This window comes from Cellulosilyticum lentocellum DSM 5427, assembly GCF_000178835.2.
GTDB classification, from domain to species: Bacteria; Bacillota; Clostridia; order Lachnospirales; family Cellulosilyticaceae; genus Cellulosilyticum; species Cellulosilyticum lentocellum.
In genome coordinates, this window is the sequence record NC_015275.1 from 981664 (window position 1) to 998033 (window position 16370).

Annotated in this window: 26 protein-coding genes; 25 read left to right on the forward strand and 1 reads right to left on the reverse strand. The window is 35.5% G+C overall.

Annotated features, from left to right (window positions below; genetic code table 11):
- The 19 genes from CLOLE_RS04210 to CLOLE_RS22820 all read left to right on the forward strand — a co-directional run bounded on the left by CLOLE_RS04210 (position 1) and on the right by CLOLE_RS22820 (position 12292).
- Complete coding sequence (locus CLOLE_RS04210) at positions 1–426, forward strand: RusA family crossover junction endodeoxyribonuclease (RefSeq protein WP_013655834.1); 426 nt, start codon at positions 1–3, stop codon at positions 424–426.
- Between the two features lie 64 nt (positions 427–490).
- The gene (locus CLOLE_RS22805) at positions 491–661 is read left to right on the forward strand and encodes a hypothetical protein (protein WP_013655835.1); all 171 of its coding nucleotides are present in this window, start codon (positions 491–493) and stop codon (positions 659–661) included.
- Between the two features lie 55 nt (positions 662–716).
- Positions 717–962: a hypothetical protein gene (locus CLOLE_RS04215; RefSeq protein ID WP_013655836.1), complete on the forward strand. Its 246-nt coding sequence runs from the start codon at positions 717–719 to the stop codon at positions 960–962.
- 200 nt (positions 963–1162) lie between these two features.
- Complete coding sequence (locus CLOLE_RS04220) at positions 1163–1567, forward strand: hypothetical protein (protein WP_013655837.1); 405 nt, start codon at positions 1163–1165, stop codon at positions 1565–1567.
- A gap of 28 nt (positions 1568–1595) precedes the next feature.
- The gene (locus CLOLE_RS04225) at positions 1596–1823 is read left to right on the forward strand and encodes a hypothetical protein (RefSeq protein ID WP_013655838.1); all 228 of its coding nucleotides are present in this window, start codon (positions 1596–1598) and stop codon (positions 1821–1823) included.
- Between the two features lie 246 nt (positions 1824–2069).
- Positions 2070–2729 (forward strand): DNA cytosine methyltransferase, encoded by a 660-nt coding sequence (locus tag CLOLE_RS21605; protein ID WP_013655839.1) that lies wholly within the window; start codon positions 2070–2072, stop codon positions 2727–2729.
- Between the two features lie 436 nt (positions 2730–3165).
- Positions 3166–3360, forward strand: a complete 195-nt coding sequence (locus CLOLE_RS04235; RefSeq protein ID WP_013655841.1) for a hypothetical protein — start codon at positions 3166–3168, stop codon at positions 3358–3360.
- A 185-nt stretch (positions 3361–3545) separates the two neighbouring features.
- Complete coding sequence (locus CLOLE_RS04240; RefSeq protein WP_013655842.1) at positions 3546–3806, forward strand: hypothetical protein; 261 nt, start codon at positions 3546–3548, stop codon at positions 3804–3806.
- 28 nt (positions 3807–3834) lie between these two features.
- Positions 3835–4005 carry a hypothetical protein gene (locus CLOLE_RS22810; protein WP_013655843.1) on the forward strand — a complete coding sequence of 57 codons (171 nt, stop codon included), beginning with the start codon at positions 3835–3837 and terminating at the stop codon, positions 4003–4005.
- Positions 4006–4034: 29 nt separating this feature from the next.
- Complete coding sequence (locus CLOLE_RS22815) at positions 4035–4196, forward strand: hypothetical protein (RefSeq protein ID WP_157864036.1); 162 nt, start codon at positions 4035–4037, stop codon at positions 4194–4196.
- 49 nt (positions 4197–4245) lie between these two features.
- Positions 4246–4632 carry a YopX family protein gene (locus CLOLE_RS04245; RefSeq protein WP_013655844.1) on the forward strand — a complete coding sequence of 129 codons (387 nt, stop codon included), beginning with the start codon at positions 4246–4248 and terminating at the stop codon, positions 4630–4632.
- Between the two features lie 86 nt (positions 4633–4718).
- Positions 4719–5681 carry a tyrosine-type recombinase/integrase gene (locus tag CLOLE_RS04250; RefSeq protein WP_013655845.1) on the forward strand — a complete coding sequence of 321 codons (963 nt, stop codon included), beginning with the start codon at positions 4719–4721 and terminating at the stop codon, positions 5679–5681.
- Between the two features lie 227 nt (positions 5682–5908).
- Positions 5909–6373, forward strand: a complete 465-nt coding sequence (locus CLOLE_RS04255) for a hypothetical protein (RefSeq protein WP_013655846.1) — start codon at positions 5909–5911, stop codon at positions 6371–6373.
- Positions 6374–6650: 277 nt separating this feature from the next.
- Entirely contained in the window at positions 6651–7367 is a 717-nt protein-coding gene (gene terS / locus CLOLE_RS04260) for a phage terminase small subunit (protein WP_013655847.1), read from the forward strand.
- Between the two features lies 1 nt (position 7368).
- Complete coding sequence (locus CLOLE_RS04265; protein WP_013655848.1) at positions 7369–8628, forward strand: terminase large subunit domain-containing protein; 1260 nt, start codon at positions 7369–7371, stop codon at positions 8626–8628.
- A gap of 139 nt (positions 8629–8767) precedes the next feature.
- Entirely contained in the window at positions 8768–10177 is a 1410-nt protein-coding gene (locus tag CLOLE_RS04270) for a phage portal protein (RefSeq protein ID WP_013655849.1), read from the forward strand.
- A gap of 12 nt (positions 10178–10189) precedes the next feature.
- Positions 10190–11782, forward strand: coding sequence for a phage minor capsid protein (locus tag CLOLE_RS04275; RefSeq protein WP_013655850.1), 1593 nt, complete (start codon positions 10190–10192; stop codon positions 11780–11782).
- Positions 11782–12081, forward strand: coding sequence for a hypothetical protein (locus tag CLOLE_RS04280; protein ID WP_013655851.1), 300 nt, complete (start codon positions 11782–11784; stop codon positions 12079–12081). Before CLOLE_RS04275 ends, CLOLE_RS04280 begins: the two co-directional genes overlap by 1 nt.
- 64 nt (positions 12082–12145) lie before the next feature.
- Complete coding sequence (locus CLOLE_RS22820; protein WP_013655852.1) at positions 12146–12292, forward strand: hypothetical protein; 147 nt, start codon at positions 12146–12148, stop codon at positions 12290–12292.
- On the opposite strand, the gene CLOLE_RS04285 is transcribed toward CLOLE_RS22820, so the two are convergent.
- Positions 12289–12516, reverse strand: coding sequence for a DUF2188 domain-containing protein (locus tag CLOLE_RS04285; RefSeq protein ID WP_013655853.1), 228 nt, complete (start codon positions 12514–12516; stop codon positions 12289–12291). The two genes, CLOLE_RS22820 and CLOLE_RS04285, sit on opposite strands and share 4 nt — an antisense overlap.
- Before the next feature lie 269 nt (positions 12517–12785).
- Here CLOLE_RS04285 and CLOLE_RS21610 point away from each other — a divergent pair, with 269 nt between their 5' ends.
- From CLOLE_RS21610 to CLOLE_RS04315, 6 genes are read left to right on the forward strand one after another with little or no spacing between them, the layout of a single operon-like run.
- On the forward strand, positions 12786–13373 hold the full coding sequence (locus CLOLE_RS21610) for a phage scaffolding protein (RefSeq protein ID WP_013655854.1): 588 nt from the start codon (positions 12786–12788) through the stop codon (positions 13371–13373).
- Between the two features lie 20 nt (positions 13374–13393).
- The gene (locus CLOLE_RS04295; protein WP_013655855.1) at positions 13394–14734 is read left to right on the forward strand and encodes a hypothetical protein; all 1341 of its coding nucleotides are present in this window, start codon (positions 13394–13396) and stop codon (positions 14732–14734) included.
- Positions 14735–14750: 16 nt separating this feature from the next.
- Complete coding sequence (locus CLOLE_RS04300) at positions 14751–15128, forward strand: head-tail connector protein (RefSeq protein ID WP_013655856.1); 378 nt, start codon at positions 14751–14753, stop codon at positions 15126–15128.
- 1 nt (position 15129) lies between these two features.
- Positions 15130–15522 carry a DUF6751 family protein gene (locus CLOLE_RS04305; RefSeq protein WP_013655857.1) on the forward strand — a complete coding sequence of 131 codons (393 nt, stop codon included), beginning with the start codon at positions 15130–15132 and terminating at the stop codon, positions 15520–15522.
- On the forward strand, positions 15522–15947 hold the full coding sequence (locus CLOLE_RS04310) for a minor capsid protein (RefSeq protein WP_013655858.1): 426 nt from the start codon (positions 15522–15524) through the stop codon (positions 15945–15947). The genes CLOLE_RS04305 and CLOLE_RS04310 overlap by 1 nt, the downstream gene beginning before the upstream one ends.
- Complete coding sequence (locus CLOLE_RS04315) at positions 15944–16357, forward strand: hypothetical protein (protein WP_013655859.1); 414 nt, start codon at positions 15944–15946, stop codon at positions 16355–16357. The genes CLOLE_RS04310 and CLOLE_RS04315 overlap by 4 nt, the downstream gene beginning before the upstream one ends.
- The last annotated feature ends 13 nt before the right edge of the window (positions 16358–16370 follow it).

Here is a 16370-nt window from a genome sequence, read left to right on the forward strand (position 1 = left end):
ATGGCAATAAGATTTACAGTACCAGGAGAACCAAAAGGCAAAGCAAGACCGAGAGTATTTAATCAAGGTGGAAAAAGTCATGCTATGACTCCACAGGATACGCTAAGTTACGAGAGCTTAGTTAAGTGGGTATTTACTAACACCATGGAGGCTAGAAAGCTACAAGGAGAGATTGAGGCTAAGATAGTGGCAATGTACCCAATACCTAAAGCTATGACTAAAAAGAATAGGCAATTAATTGATGAAGGAAAACTCCATCCGACTAAAAAGCCTGATCTAGATAATGTAGCTAAGATTATTTTAGATAGCTTAAATAAGGTTGCTTTTGATGATGATAGCCAAGTTACTAGACTGATTGTAGAGAAGCATTTTAGTGATAATCCAAGAGTGGAAGTAACATTAATTGAACGCTTTGAAAAAAAGTAGAGTACATAGAAGTATTAGATGAATTTGGAGAGCGGCAGCTTATGTTTAAAGGATGGTGAAAAACATGGATGAACAGCAGGTACAAGACTTAATGAAATGGGCTGAAGAAGTGGCTAATAAATGCATATATAGTGTGCCTTACATACTTGCATTGCACGGAAAGAAAAATAATGAGCTTAAGGATTGTGAAAAAGCAAAGGTAGTAGTAGCTAATGAGTTAATCAATGGTAAATAAAAGTTGATTTTGTTTGACTAAAAATATAAATAGTCAACTATAAGGAAGTGAAATAATGAAAGAGTTGTTTAAAAGGTTTAAACAGCTAACAGGGATTAAATATACAGAGTTGGCTGAAGTATTAGGAGTTACTAAGCAGGCAGTAGACAAGTCTATGAATAACTATTCTATAACTCATGTGAATGCTAATAAATGGCTACTTACTCAAAAGATAGATGAAGCTATAGAAGATCATAGCAAACAAATACTAGAACTTGAAAAGCTAAAGCAGGAAATTAAGGAGTTTAAAGTTGACTTATAAGAAGGTGAGACCGTGGCAGTACCAAAGTGTAAGGAATGTAAATACATGTATGGACCTAAATGCCCTAATCGAACTTATAGGAGATGCGAGCATCCGGTAATTACATGCAGGTACATAAGAGGAAATGAGCATAGTACAAGTCCTAAGTGGTGTCCACTCAGAGATAAATAAAAGTATTTTTAATTAAGGAGGAAAAGAGAATGAGCGATTACAAGTATACGCTTATAACAAGCCAGTACTGGCACTCATATCATATGTTTATTGTAGCCTTCAATGAAGAGTCTTTCATAGAACAAGCAAAGAATATGTCGAGAGAGTTAATTGAGTATAAAGGCCCATCAACGAGAGATTATCTAGGCGACTTAGAATATAACTACGAAACACCAGAGATAAGGCAGAGGTATAACATAAATGAACAAGGTGACATATATATACAGAATTTTATAAATCTATCGGTTGCGTTGAGATGGATGAAAAAATATATAGGTGAAGAAGATAATGCTTCTAAAGGGTACAAGAAAAAAGAAATTAAAAAGGATATAGAAGAACATCATAGATTTGAAAAGGTAAAAGAAATCGTAGAAAAGTATTTTGAAATCTTATAAAAGTGTTTTTTGAAAAGGAGGTGTGATATTGGAAGAAAAGTTATTGTGCGTACATACTGTAAAAACAATGTTTGGAGATGGGACACTGTTTGAGAAAGGTAAGATGTATGATTTTGTAAAAGTAGATAATAAGTATTCAAAACAACATGGTTTTATAGGGTACATAAAGAAAGATGATGAAAAATACAAAAGATGGTTAACTAGAAAGTTTAGATATGAACATTTTAGAAGAGCTGGTGAGCATAATGAAGTGTGACGGTTGTGATTTAAAGATAAATTGTGAGATGGCTAGTAAAGGATTTGCACCTTGTATAAGTCCATGTGAGCATTGCATAAATAGAGACCATGAAATTTTTGAAAAACCATGTGTATATTGCCATGTATTCGCTATGGATGGGCATTGCAGTTTTGAAAGTAACAAATAACTTTTTGTTTAAGTAAAAAAGATAGGAGGAAAGAGGTCGTGGCCACGTAAATCCTTAAGGAACCTCCTATAAAAAATATGAAAAGAAATATTCTTTTAAGCTTATTTGATTTAACAGGTAATTGGTCAAGACCATACAGAGAAAATGGTTTTGAAATTATACAGGTTGATTTGCAAGCAGGTATAGATATACTTACGTGGGATTACAAACAGATACCTAAAGAAAGAGTATATGGTATTTTGGCAGCTTGTCCATGTACAGATTTCTCATTAAGTGGCGCAAGGCATTTCGCTAGAAAAGATGCAGATGGGACTACAGCTAAAAGTATTGAATTAGTACAGAAAACGTTAGAAATAGTTGATTACTTTGAACCTGCGTTTTGGGTAGTTGAAAATCCAATGAGCAGAATACATAAGCTTAATACAGGATTAGGTGAAGTTAAGTTTAAGTTCAATCCTTGCGATTTTGCAGGATATCTACAATCAGAAGAAGAACAAGCAGAAAATAGATATAACAAAACAACATGGCTATGGGGAAAATTTAATAATCCAGTATTAAAAAGAATTGAACCATTTATGAAGGACAGTCCATTTTGGAAAAGAACTGATCCTACAGGTGAGAACCATATCAACGGGAGTACATTTGGAAAGAAAGGTTTGTCTAGACAGGATTGGGCAAATATAAGAAGTGCGACACCGATGGGCTTTGCCTGGGCATTTTATGAAGCAAATCATTAATATTAACAAAATGAATTTTTAAATACTAATGGCCCCAATAAGGGGCCTGGAAACTTAGTTAGAGATTGAATAAATGTCTGTTGGCATAAGTATAATCGTTACATTATTAATATATACCTAAATATAAAGTTTATGCGTTAAAAGGTGAGATGCTTTTAAATAAAATAAGCCCCTAGATATAGGGGCATGGTGGAGAGTAATGGATTAAATATATAGTATTTTACAAGTAACATATAGGGCAGCTATAAATACAGCATACAGAAAAAGAAATTCATATTTTCTAAAAATATCTAGATTCATTGCTACACCTCCATTTAATAATAATTATTATATTTATAATATTACAAAAATTATATTTAGTAAATGTAGTTTTTTGTAAAAGTAATCAAGTTTATAGGAAAGTACATCAAAATAAGAATTTGAAAAGGGTGAGATTATGGGAATAAGCAAGTTAGAAGCAGCAATCAATAAAGTTGAACAGTATAGCAGCAATCCAGAATTTAATTCTATTGAATGGAATGAGTTAATGGCTGATTTAGGTAATAAAACTTATATTGATGCACTTAATGGCAAGTTATTTAGAAAGAACGGAAAAGGTGAATTAGTAAAGGTAGAAGTGAAAGGGAGATAATTTAAAATCCAAAATTGAAAGGGGTGACGTCGCTGTGAAAAAAAGAGATTACTGGAGAACACATTGTAAAAGGAATTATGGGTGTTATGGTGATAAAGGAACGTGCTTGTTTGGGAAGGTCGCTAGATTACATTAGTTTATTCTTACTTGGGTAAATAAAATCAGAGTTTGGAAAGGTGGTATATATGGGAACGGTAAGAGTAAGTGGAACGTGTCCGATATGTGGCAAAAACATAGAGCATAAAGGATTTATGGTATTGCCCGAGCTTGAATTTCAAATAAAAATGCAATGGCATTGCTTAGCAGAACATAAGAAGTGGATTATTAAACCAGAATATACAGTACGTTTTATAATGTGTGTACTCTTAGGATATCCACTAGTTTTAGTAAGAGGAATAGTGTTATTAGTAACATTTCCGTTTTGGTGGATACATGAAAACATTTAAAATATAAGTTTTGGAAGGTGAAAAGATTATGGAGTCAATTAAATGTAGATGTGGTAGCACAAATATGGCAATGATGAAAAAGAAAGCATCAACTCAAACAGGTTTATATTGTAAAGACTGTGGTCAATGGCAAAAATGGTTAGGTAAAAAGGAAATTAATAAACTAATACTTAATGGAATTGAAATGAAAGAAGTGTAACAAATCTGATTTTTGGGAGCGTGAGAATATTGAAATACAGATTTTTAAAATGGGTTGATAGGGTACTACATAGACAAGTAGAAAGATGTGTAGTGTGTGGCAGAAAACTAACAGTAGAAGAAGCTTATTATTATGATTGCAGATGTGAGAAATGCGAAGAAAAGATAGCAAATGATTTACTTATGAAATAAATACATAGGGTGCTGGCTTAGTCTAGCACCTTCTATATAGGAGGGAATCATGAGAGAGATTAAGTTTAGAGGATATAACAAGGAATTTGATGGAGATCAATTTGTATATGGTGAAACAATATTGTTCCAGGAATATAAGCAACAATGGGTAATGCTAATAGAAAATGAACTAGGTGAACAATGGGTTGACATTAAAGAACCACAACAGTACACAGGCCTAGAGGACAAGAACGGTAAGGAAATTTATGAGGGCGACATAGTTAAAGTAAAAGATAATTATATACCTGGAGAAGTTAATATTGATATAAATGGTGAAGTTAAATTTAAAGACGCTAGTTTTTGTATTTCAGGTAGTGGAATTACTAGATATAGATGGTGTGATTATGAGATTGAAGTAATCGGTAATATCTATGAAAATCTAGACTTATTAGATTAAACAAATTCGACTTTGGGAAGTAGCATAAATTAACAAGCTAGTAACGTCAGGGGGACTGTTAAATATACTAGATTGGAGAATTTAAAATGAGTAGAATCTTATACACGAAAGAGCGGTGGGAATTAGTACTAGAAATTAACAAGAGATTAATGCAACAATATTTAAGAAATTGTAAGGCAGATAAGAAAAGTGAGGGGACAATAAGAGAATATGGGTATGATCTTAGATTTTTCCTTTGCTGGAATCTGCTGTTTAACGAGAATATGAGCGTACTTGATTTTAAGAAACGTCATTTTGAAGAGTTTAAGTATTTTATGGCAGAAGAAAGAAAAGTAAGTAATGCTCGCATAAATCATCTATTGTGTGCAATTCGTACCATGATGGGGTACGCAGAAGATGATGACGACGAGTATGAGGAATACTTCAGAAATCCGGCATCACGCATAAAGGGCTTAGAAAAAGAACCAGTAAGACCAGTTGCTTTTCTAAGCCAGGAGCAAATAGACCTACTAAGAAACTATTTGCTAGAACATAAAATGTATCAGCATTTATGTTTGCTTGATATTCTATATGATTCAGGCGCTCGTGTCAATGAAGTGTTACAGGTTACTGATTCAGAGACTACTAGTAAAGGATACTTAAAAGTGAAATGTAAGGGCGGGAGGTATGAGTACATATTGCTACATGAGCGTTCCAAAAAGAGCATACAGCTACACCTTAGTACTAAAAAAGAAGGGGCGTTTTGGCAGAGCAAGTATGGTCCAGTGGAAACTACTAGCACATTAAGAGGTTGGGTTGGAGACTTATATAAAATTCTAAAAGGATTAGATCCTAGCACACCATATTTTACACCTCACTCATTCAGACACTCAGTAATAGAAAACCTAGGCAATGGAACACACTATTTATGTAAGAAGCTTGGTAGAGCTTTTACCATAGAAGAGATACAAATTATTGTTCATCATAAAAGCGTGGATATGACTAAGTCATACATGAAGCCTAAAGATAATGAGCTTATTTTCGGACTGTTTGGAATCAAAATCGCATAGTTTAGTGAGTTTATGTATGCAATAACCCTCACTACTTAGGGTTTATGTATGCAATAACTCTCACTTAACACCATTTAAAGGAGTTTATGTACTACAGAAATCCCCAAAGTAAAGTAGAGTAAAGTAAAGTAGAGTAAAGAAGAGTAGAGTAAAGAAAAGAAGAAATAAAATAAAGCAAAACCGTGTTGTTGTCAAGAGCTTTTTTTAAAAGATTGGAGGACAAAATTGTGACTAAAAAAATTGAAGGTAAATACGATAAAAGATATCATAATACAAAGCTACTCCTTAGAAATTATCATGAATTTAAGCAGCATTGTATTGAATGTGGTAATAGCATAGAGGAAATAGATGACACGTTAGAAGCTTGGGAGCTAACGTTAGTTAAAGAAGAGCACAGTGAAGACTATATAAAGTCTGCTAAGAGGACAAAGGCTAGAACTCAAATTATAGTAGATCTTATTGATAAATTTTTAGAAGCACACAGACAAGAAGCTATGAACAGACATGATGTTAATAAATTAAAGAGAGCTAATATAATTGATAAGATGTACATATCAGATAATTTGACTATGGAGAAGTTAGCTGAAGACATGGATTGCGATATAGCAACTATAAGCAGGCAGCATAAAACAGCTATCAATGAGTTATCAGTATTATTCTTCGGGATAGAAGGATTAAAGTTAGAAGCTTGACAATATGCAAAAAAGGTGCAAAAAAGGTGCCATTTACACATATGTTATTATGATAGTATGAAAGTTTAACAATTAGATGACAGACTTTCGTAAATGGTAAATCGTTGCTATGTTCCTGAAGAACACTTGTAGATAGCAACAAAAGAAAAATGCAGTAAAATCAGATTACATTACAATAAAAAGGGTATGTTTGGTACATGTGGTGTGTGCAGGCATACTCTTTTTGTTTTTAAAAAGGAGCGCTAGGCTCCAAAACAACTTAAAGTGAGGTGGTGATATGGCAAGAGCACCGAATCCAAAAGCACAAGAAGCAGAGGTATTATTTAGGAAAGGAATGAAATTAGTTGAGATTGCAAGTCAACTAAATCTTCCAGATGGTACAGTGAGAAGGTGGAAATCCACTTACAAGTGGGATAATGAACGCTCGGAAAATAAAAGCGAACGTTCGCATAAAAGAGGAGCTCCTAAAGGTAATAAAAATGCTGTAGGAAATGATGGTGGGGCTCCACTTAATAATAAGAATGCTGAAAAGAATGGTTTGTTTGCTAAATATCTTCCTGATGAAACATTAGAGATAATCCAGACCATAGAGCAACGTTCTACAATTGACATCCTTTGGGATCAAATAATGATTGCTTATGCTGCTATATGTAGGGCGCAACAAATCATGTATGTAAAAGATAGAGAGGATAAGACTATTGAGAAGGTTATGGAAGGCTCGGGTAATGTTGATTCTGAAAAATGGGAAGTACAACAGGCTTGGGATAAACATGCTAACTTCATGAAGTCACAAGCAAGAGCACAAGCAGAACTTAGAAGTATGATTAAGCAATACAATGAACTGCTATCATCTAACCCTGATTTAGTTACAGAAGAACAAAAAGCACGTATCGAAAAACTTAAAGTAGATACTGCAAAAGCTAAAGGTGAGGACAATGTAGAGGAACTTGATAAGTTGGATAAAGTACTGGCTGAAATAAAGGGTGTGATTTAATATGCCTTTTAGTGTAAAGCAGCAAGAGTATTTTGAGAATGCTAATAAGCGATGGAATTTTAAATCTGGAGCCACTCGTTCGGGTAAAACTCATATGGATTACTTTGTTATTCCTAAAAGGATTAGATCACGAATAGGAAAAGCAGGTCTTGTAGTTATTTTAGGAGTATCTAAAGGAACCATAGAACGTAACATCATAGAGCCCATGAGGCAAATATGGGGACCTAAACTTGTAGGCGAGATCAACTCAAAGAATATATGCCGTATGTTTGGTGAGGATGTTTATTGCTTAGGAGCTGAGAAAATTAGCCAGGTATCTAAGCTAAGAGGGTCTAGCATTAAGTATTGCTATGGTGATGAGGTAGCAGATTGGAGTAAGGAAGTATTTGAAATGCTCAAGTCTCGTCTTGATAAACCTTATAGCTGCTTTGATGGAGCACTTAACCCACAGAATCCTACTCATTGGCTTAAAGAGTTCTTAGACTCTAACGCAGATATTTATTTGCAGACATATACTATATTCGATAATCCATTTCTAGATCCTAAGTTTGTAGAGGAGCTCTGTAAAGAGTATGAGGGTACCGTTTACTACGACAGATACATTAAAGGCCTTTGGAAAAGAGCTGAGGGAGCAATTTATCGCAAGTTTGCGGATAATCCTAAAGCATTTTACTGTAAGATAGTAGATCATATTAGTGATGATATAGGGGTTAAGCAAATTCTTAAATCATCTATCATGGAGATATGTGTAGGCGTAGACTTTGGTGGTAATAAATCAGGCCACGCTTTTGTGGTCACAGCTAAAACAAGAGGCTATAAAGATTTAATATTACTTAGGTCAGAACGACATTTTGGTGAGCTATTAAGTGATGATTTAAACAATTTACTCTTAGAGTTTATAGCTAAAGTACTAGCTGAGTATGGGCCTATTGATTACGTATACTGGGATAATGCAGAAACAGTCCTAGGACGTGGTATCAAGAAAGCTATCGGTGATAAGTACCCAAGCATAACAGTAAGACCAGCGATTAAAGAAACTGTTAATGACCGTATACGCTGTACTACAATGCTTATGGGTTCAGCTAGATTTTGGTATTGTGATAACTGTAAAACTGTAAAAGATGCTTTAAGTGACGCAGTTTGGAACGAGAAGGAACTAACCAAAGATGAGCGTCTAGATGATGGTAGCACAGACATAGACAGTTTAGATTCAATGGAGTATACGTTCGAAAGAAGCATGAAACAGTTTATTAATTCATAAGTCAAGTTACACAGATAACTTTTTCTTATTTGTGGTGTGTAGTAACGTATTATCAAGGCTTAGTAATTTTACTAGGTCTTATTTTTATGTTTTGCTTTAAAAAGCACAGTAGAACTAAACAAAAGGCGGTGAAAAAGCCATGTTTGAAAGAATAAAAGAATTCATAGGAAAGGTGGTGAGAAGGTTGTTTCCGGTTAATAGTATCGAGAAAGCATTAGGAGTAGAAATAGATCAAGATACGTTAATGAGTAGAGCTATTGAGCTATGGGCTAACTTGTACGAAAATAAGCCCCCATGGCTAAGCGATACCGTATCCACAATGGGATTACCTGCATCAATCTCGAATGAGATAGCAAGGCTTGTAACGCTAGAGCTTAAGAGTGAAGTAACAGGAAAAAGTGCTAGAGCTAAATATCTTAATGAGCAGTACCAAAAAGTTATTAAGAGCATTAGACAATACACCGAGTACGCATGTGCTAAAGGTGGTCTGGTATTTAAACCTTATCTAGATGGTAAAAACATCAATGTCGAGTATGTTCAGGCAGACTACTTTTACCCAGTAAGGTATGGTTCAGATAGTACTATAACAGCTGCAGCATTCGTAGAGCAGAAGCAAATAGGAGATAAGACTTATACTAGGTTAGAGTATCATGAATTTGATGGTACAAAAGAACGAATAGTAAATAAAGCCTTTAAGTCTAGCATGAAGGACTCATTAGGTAATGAGATAGCTCTTACTGAAGTAGATGAATGGAAGGACCTCACACCCGCAGCTAACGTAGAGAATATTGAGAGACCTATGTTTGCTTATTTTAAAATTCCTATTGCTAATAATGTGGATACTTATTCACCACTAGGCCAGTCGGTATTTGGTAGAGCCATTGATTTAATCAAGGAGGCAGACAAGCAATACAGCAGAGGGCTATGGGAATTTGAATCAGCTGAGAGGGCAGTCGATATTGATATAACAGCCTTCAAGAAAGATGACAAAGGAAAACCCATTGTTCCTGAAGGTAAGGAACGGCTGTTTAGAACACTCGATGCAGACGCAAAAGAAATATTCTACGAGCAATACTCGCCTGATATTAGGGACGAAAGTCATAGCAGAGGACTTAATAAGCTATTACGCTTAATAGAATTTAATTGTGGTTTGGCCTATGGTACTCTTTCTGATCCAGAGCAAGAAGCTAAAACAGCTACAGAAGTCAAGCAGTCAAAACAGCGCTCTTATTCTACTGTATCAGATATTCAAAAGAGCCTACAAAGTGCTTTGGAGCATTTAATCTATATCATGGATGCCTACGCTACTGTTTATAAATTATCAGCTAAAGGGGATTATGAAACATCATTCGTTTGGGATGATAGCATCGTTGTGGATGCAGAAGCAGAACGCTTAAGAGACCTACAAGAAATGCGTGACGGTATTATGAGCAAGGTAGAGTATCGTATGAAGTGGTATGGTGAGGATGAAACTACTGCCAAGACTAAGATACAAGAGGCAAAGGGCGAGTCACAAGAAGATGATGATATTTTAGGATTTAATAAATGAGGAGGGGTTTAGATGCTTGCACCTTCTTACTTAGAATCATTACCAGTAGGAATAGTTGATATCTATTCGGATTTAGAATCATCGATAATAGCAGATATCTCTAGGAGAATAGCTGGTGTTGACGGTAAAGAATTTAGAATGACTGGTACCGCTGAATGGCAAATAAGAAAAGCCATGGAAATGCGGTTAAGCCAGGATGAAATAGCTAAACAAGTAGCAAGAGCATTAGGCAAGTCTACTAAAGAGGTTAAGCAGCTATTCAAGAATGCCGGAATAAAAGCCTTAGAAAGTGATGCTAAGATATATGCTCTAGCTGGTAAAGACCCGACAGAGTTTATGAACTCTATAGCATTAAATCAAACCTTACAAGCAGGTATAAAAAATACTAATGGACTAATGTCTAATTTCTGTAGAACAACTGCAAACACTTCCAACAAGCTTTTTGAGGACTTATTAGATAGAGCTTATTTAGAAGTTAATAGCGGAGCTTTTAGCTACCAACAGGCTATCCAAAGAGCAATAAGAACTTTAGGTGTACAAGGTTTACAGACTATTAGATATCCAAGTGGACATACAGATCAAGTAGATGTAGCTGTTCGTAGGGCAGTAGTAACAGGAATCAATCAAACATGTGCTAGGCTTCAACTTGATCTAGCTAGTGAAATGGACTGTGACTTAGTAGAGGTTACTTCACACTTTGGAGCTAGACCTTCTCATGCTGATTGGCAAGGTGGTATTTATAGTATAAGTGGCAAGCATAGACATTATAAAGGCCTAGCAGAAGCTACAGGTTATGGTTCAGGTGATGGACTTTGTGGATGGAACTGCAGACATAACTTCTATCCATTTTTTGAAGGTATCTCTGTACCACTAGGGAATCCTCATGACGCTAAAGAGTCAGAAGAATATTATAACAATACTCAAAAGCAAAGAGCATATGAGCGCCGAATAAGAAGTACTAAAAGGCAGGTAATAGCTTTAGAAAGTGCTATTAGTATTGCTAAGGATAATGACTTGAAATCACTATTGCAAAAAGATTTCACTGCTAAATCTGTTAAACTCAAGCAACAAGAACAGCAGCTTAGGGATTTCATAAAAGAGAGCGATCTGCCATTAAGAAATAATAGGATTAAAGTAAGTGGATTTGGAAAGAGTCAAGCACAAAAAGCTACTATGGCAGCTAAGAAAGAGATTTTGGGAAAAACTAAGGAACTAGAAAAACTCAAGGACTTACAACCTCCAATGAGAGAAAGGCATTATTTACAGTCCATCAACAAACATTCTAGTGCTAAAACAGATAATACCATCATAATGCCACATATTAATGTCGATAAAGATATTGAAGATATTAAGAAAGGACTATATACTAGAGTAAATGAAGAGTATACAGTAAATGGAAGGACTTATAAGTACCATGGAAATCGTCTATATCCAGTTAAAGGTGATGGATTTATCACGTTAAGTAGAAATGAGTACAAGTGGTTACAAAAAATAAAACTAGAGAAAGATAATCCTAGGCTTAATGAGTTCTTACGTGGCATGGGAGCAACAGACAATGATATCAAAAGGCTGACAAATATATTAAAACAAGGAGGTGTATTGTAGTGGATAGCAGAGAGATATTTAGTAAAAATAAAATAAGTAATGAGCAGCTAACCTCTGCAATTACATCTGTTTATGGCATAAGTAGCGATGAGGTATTATTTGTAGAGGTAGCAGATGATTGGTTAAAGAAAGAGGATCATAAGTTCATTATTGAATACAATGGACAACTAAGTAATGAGGACGACGAACATCCTAAATATCATTATTGTGATATATGGTATAAAGATAATAGCGCTCATGATAAGCTAAATGATTTAGAGAAGACATTAGGAGAAAATGTAATAATTACAATAGACTAAAATAGCACTTATTCAAATTAGATGGATAGGTGCTATTTTTATGCGAAGAAAAGAGGTTAGATGTATGAAGGATAATAAGTTATTATCACATGATGTGAAAAAAGTTGTTATTTATGATGAAGAACAGCAAAAAGAGGTGGCAGTAATAACAAAAGAATTAATTACTACTGCCAATGAAAACATTGTAGTTAAAGTAATATTTAATGATTAGTATTTAGTATCTATAGGTGGGCAAGGATCATTTCCATAACTATCCTTATCTCTAATTTTGCCATCACGGCCATGAATTATTAATTCAGTTTTTTGGCCTTTAGCAAGATCACGACCATAATCAATAGCTTGTTGTTGGGTAGGGAAAACTTTTGTAGCTTTTGTACTTCCCTCAGATTTTACCTGCCAACCATCTTGATGTGGTGTTATATGTTGATTTGGCATAATATCACCTCGCTTTCTCTTCAGTATTTCAGCTCTGCCAAGCTGATAAATGTATTATAGTATAAGAAAATTAAATATTATGTCGTATTAAGGCGTTAGATAAATCTTAAGGGAAAAGCAGGAATTGAAAGGGCCTCGCTGAGTAACTTCTATCTAGCGCCTTTTATTATGTAATAAAATACAAAAAATGGTCAGATGATTAGACCTAAAACGGTCATCACTAATGGTCGGTGATTACAGACCTAAAACAATCAAAGGAGTGAAAAGAAATGAAAACAGAAGATTTAAAGGCACAGGGATTAACAGAGGAACAGATTAATTTCATCATGGCTGAGAACGGTAAAGACGTCAATGCCGTTAGAGCTAAATTAACAACAGCAGAAACTGAAAGAGATACGTATAAACAGCAAGCAGAAGATGCACAAAAAGAAATACAAGGCTATAAGGATATGGATATTGAGGGCATTAAGCAAGCGGCTACTAATTGGGAAACCAAGTACAATACTGACTTACAAGCTTTACAGACTAAGTTAGACGAGCAACAAAGAGATTTTGCAATGAAAGAGTATATTGGCACTTACAACTTTACTAGTGAGCTTGTAAAAGAAGCCGTACTCGCTCAATTAAAGGCAAAAGACTTTAAGCTAGACAATGGCAAGTTCTTAGGTGCAGACGATTTCATGGCAGAACTCAAGACTGCTAATCCTACAGCATTTGCCGAGGAGGATATTAAAAAACCTCCTACAATTACATTACCAGGAGTAAAAACTCCACCAGCAGGTAAAAAAATTACCATGACTGAGCTAATGGCACTTAAAAACGCTAACCCAGACATGGATATCACCCCATATTTATAAAATAAAAGGAGGAATAGAAAATGGGAGTATTAGACGGAAAGATTTTTAATAGTACAGTTTTTGAAGCATACAAGGAAAGAACACCTCACCTTAGAAGAAATGAGCTGCTAAAAAGTGGTGCATTAGTGAATGATGATAAAGCTAAAGCAGCTATGTCAGCACAAACTGGTACAAACTATTCTACTGAACACATCAAAGGATCTATTGAAAAAGGAACACAAAACTATGACGGTGGCACAGACATTACTTCTCAAAGAAGTAAAACGCTTGCACAGGGTAAAGTTGTTGTAGGTCGTGCAGATGCATGGACAGAAGAGGACTTCACATACGATATCACAAGTGGTGAGGACTTCATGCAAAACATTGCAGAACAGGTAGGAGAGTATTGGGATGATGTAGATCAAGATACACTTATCAGTATTCTTAAAGGTATCTTTAACATGACTGGTACAGAGAATGTTAAGTTTGTTACTAATCATACTTACGACATTACAGCAGAAGCTACAAACAATACGTGTGATGCTACAACTCTTAACAGCGCAACTCAAAAAGCTATGGGAGACAAACGTAAAGAGTTTGCTGTGGCTATCATGCATTCTGTAGTAGTTAAAAACTTAGAGAATATGAAAGTTCTGGATTATCTCAAATACACAGACAAAGACGGTATTGAGCGTTCACTTACTATAGGAACCTTAAACGGTCGTCTTGTATTAGAAGATGATGGAATGCCTATTATGAAGTACGCTACAACAAAAGGTGCATATAAAATTGCAGTAGGAACAGCAGGAGCAACAGGAGAAAAACTTGGTATTAAGTTTATGGGTAAAGAGTTTGAATACACAGTTGCAGCTGCTGATGATACAGCAACTAAACAAGCTACTGCAATCGCAGCAATCCTTAACGCTGATGCAGATATCACAGCAACATCAACAACAACGAATGTGACAATTTCAGCTACAAATGCCTTAACTGATGTGGCAACAGCTACACCAGAACTTACAATTGCAAGTGGTGCTACTTTAGTAGCTACAGCATCCGAAACAACTGCAACAGTTACTGTAGATGCTTATGTGTCTTATGCGTTAGGCAAAGGCGCTATAAAATACGCTGACTGTGGCGTAAAAGTGCCAAGTGAAGTATACAGAGACCCATCTACAAATGGTGGAGAAGATACACTCTACAGCAGACAAAGAAAAATGTTTGCACCTAAAGGTATTTCATTTACCAATAGTGCAATCGTATCGCCAACAGATGCACAGCTTGAAAATGGCGCTAATTGGTCATTAGCTGCATCAACAGATGGTACTGTAGTATTCCCACACAAAGCTATCCCAATTGCTAGAGTAATCTCTAGGGGATAATGAAAGGCGGTGCTATATGGCATACGCAGATTATAGTTTTTATAAAACTGAATATGCAGGTTCTATGGTTCCCGAGGCTGACTTTCCAAGGTTAGCCTCACGTTCCAGTGAGTATATTGACAGTGTTACCTTTGACAGACTTGTAAATGACGAAACGCTTATCTCTGATAAGGTTAAGAAAGCGTGTTGCGCCTTAGCTGAACTTACTTACAGTTACGAACAGTCAAGCCAAGAGGGTGATATGCAAAAGGTATCTGAGAAAGTCGGAGAGTACAGCGTACAATATGCAGCAGCTACGGATAAGAGTGGTCATGTTCTTAATATTAACGAGAAAAAGCATACACTAGCAAAGCAGTATTTAGCTCATACAGGCTTAATGTATAGGGGGTGGTAGTTTGTATACGAATGCAGATATCACTTTGTTTTGCAAGTGCTACGATGCTACAACACGCTTAGATATCTGGAAGCGTACTCAAATTAAGGGTGTATTCTGGGATAACTGCAAAGGTGCTAATGTTAAAAAAAGTGGTATGGAGAAAGCTGATAGCGTGGTTGTTTTCATACCGCTAATGCTAAGTGGCTATGTAGAGCCTAAAAGTTATACAGGAGCAGAAGGTACCTGGACACTTAAGCCTGGAGATAAAATCTGTAAAGGTTTAATAGACCAGGACTTTACTAAGATTACTGATCTAGAAAAAGCTCATGATGATGTACATGACATTACCAAAGTTGATAAAAAGGACTTTGGTAGTGCTAACATGAGACACTGGGAAGTAGGTGGAGCTTAATGGATATAAATGTTCGTATGCAAGTTTATGATATTAATGCCTCAGTACTTCAAAGGGGGCTAGATGTCGGGGGAAGAGTACAAAAATTTCTAGATAGTGAGGTATTAAGAACAACCGAGCCTTATGTACCTTTTGACTTTGGTAAACTTAAGCAGAGTGGTATAACTGGCACCGTAATAGGTAGTGGTAAAGTGGTATATAACAGCGTGTACGCTAAGTATCTATACTACGGTAAGGTTATGGTTGGTGAGCAGTCTAATTCACCATGGGCTAGAGCAGGTGAAAGGAAAGTAGTTACTGAAAAAGACCTTACTTTTCATAGTGGAGATTCTAGACGAGGTAGTTTTTGGTTTGAGAGGTCCAAGGCTGACCATTTAGCACAATGGATTAATGGTGCAGCTCAAATAGCAGGAGGTAGAGCATGACAATATTAGAAAGCATTAGAAATTACTTTTGTTCTTGTCCACTATTGAAAGAGGGAGCATTAAACGTTGATTATCTTGGTAATGGATTTAACTATAACATTGACTCAATCCCCACTAATCCTATCTTGCAAAAATACGCAGATGGAGGGGCAAAAAAACAATTTACTTTTATATTTCAAAGTAGAGAAGCTTGGGGAAATGACACTTTATCAAATCTAGATAACAACGGATTCTATGAACAATTAGGTGAGTGGATAGAGACAAATAACAAAAATAAATTTCTACCTACTATGGAAGAAGGGAAAATACCTTTTAAAGTACAACTTTTAACATGCGGGTACTTAATGAGTAATACGGCTGATTCAGGTATCTATCAGATTCAAGCAAGGTTAATATATTTAGAATTATAAAGGAGGAGTTTAA

Coding starts and splice junctions, on each gene's coding strand:
- CLOLE_RS04210 (WP_013655834.1), top strand. CDS start 1: ATGGCAATAAGATTTACAGTACCAGGAGAACCAAAAGGCAAAGCAAGA.
- CLOLE_RS22805 (WP_013655835.1), top strand. CDS start 491: ATGGATGAACAGCAGGTACAAGACTTAATGAAATGGGCTGAAGAAGTG.
- CLOLE_RS04215 (WP_013655836.1), top strand. CDS start 717: ATGAAAGAGTTGTTTAAAAGGTTTAAACAGCTAACAGGGATTAAATAT.
- CLOLE_RS04220 (WP_013655837.1), top strand. CDS start 1,163: ATGAGCGATTACAAGTATACGCTTATAACAAGCCAGTACTGGCACTCA.
- CLOLE_RS21605 (WP_013655839.1), top strand. CDS start 2,070: ATGAAAAGAAATATTCTTTTAAGCTTATTTGATTTAACAGGTAATTGG.
- CLOLE_RS04235 (WP_013655841.1), top strand. CDS start 3,166: ATGGGAATAAGCAAGTTAGAAGCAGCAATCAATAAAGTTGAACAGTAT.
- CLOLE_RS04240 (WP_013655842.1), top strand. CDS start 3,546: ATGGGAACGGTAAGAGTAAGTGGAACGTGTCCGATATGTGGCAAAAAC.
- CLOLE_RS22810 (WP_013655843.1), top strand. CDS start 3,835: ATGGAGTCAATTAAATGTAGATGTGGTAGCACAAATATGGCAATGATG.
- CLOLE_RS04245 (WP_013655844.1), top strand. CDS start 4,246: ATGAGAGAGATTAAGTTTAGAGGATATAACAAGGAATTTGATGGAGAT.
- CLOLE_RS04250 (WP_013655845.1), top strand. CDS start 4,719: ATGAGTAGAATCTTATACACGAAAGAGCGGTGGGAATTAGTACTAGAA.
- terS (WP_013655847.1), top strand. CDS start 6,651: ATGGCAAGAGCACCGAATCCAAAAGCACAAGAAGCAGAGGTATTATTT.
- CLOLE_RS04265 (WP_013655848.1), top strand. CDS start 7,369: ATGCCTTTTAGTGTAAAGCAGCAAGAGTATTTTGAGAATGCTAATAAG.
- CLOLE_RS04270 (WP_013655849.1), top strand. CDS start 8,768: ATGTTTGAAAGAATAAAAGAATTCATAGGAAAGGTGGTGAGAAGGTTG.
- CLOLE_RS04275 (WP_013655850.1), top strand. CDS start 10,190: ATGCTTGCACCTTCTTACTTAGAATCATTACCAGTAGGAATAGTTGAT.
- CLOLE_RS22820 (WP_013655852.1), top strand. CDS start 12,146: ATGAAGGATAATAAGTTATTATCACATGATGTGAAAAAAGTTGTTATT.
- CLOLE_RS04285 (WP_013655853.1), bottom strand. CDS start 12,516: ATGCCAAATCAACATATAACACCACATCAAGATGGTTGGCAGGTAAAA.
- CLOLE_RS21610 (WP_013655854.1), top strand. CDS start 12,786: ATGAAAACAGAAGATTTAAAGGCACAGGGATTAACAGAGGAACAGATT.
- CLOLE_RS04295 (WP_013655855.1), top strand. CDS start 13,394: ATGGGAGTATTAGACGGAAAGATTTTTAATAGTACAGTTTTTGAAGCA.
- CLOLE_RS04300 (WP_013655856.1), top strand. CDS start 14,751: ATGGCATACGCAGATTATAGTTTTTATAAAACTGAATATGCAGGTTCT.
- CLOLE_RS04310 (WP_013655858.1), top strand. CDS start 15,522: ATGGATATAAATGTTCGTATGCAAGTTTATGATATTAATGCCTCAGTA.
- CLOLE_RS04315 (WP_013655859.1), top strand. CDS start 15,944: ATGACAATATTAGAAAGCATTAGAAATTACTTTTGTTCTTGTCCACTA.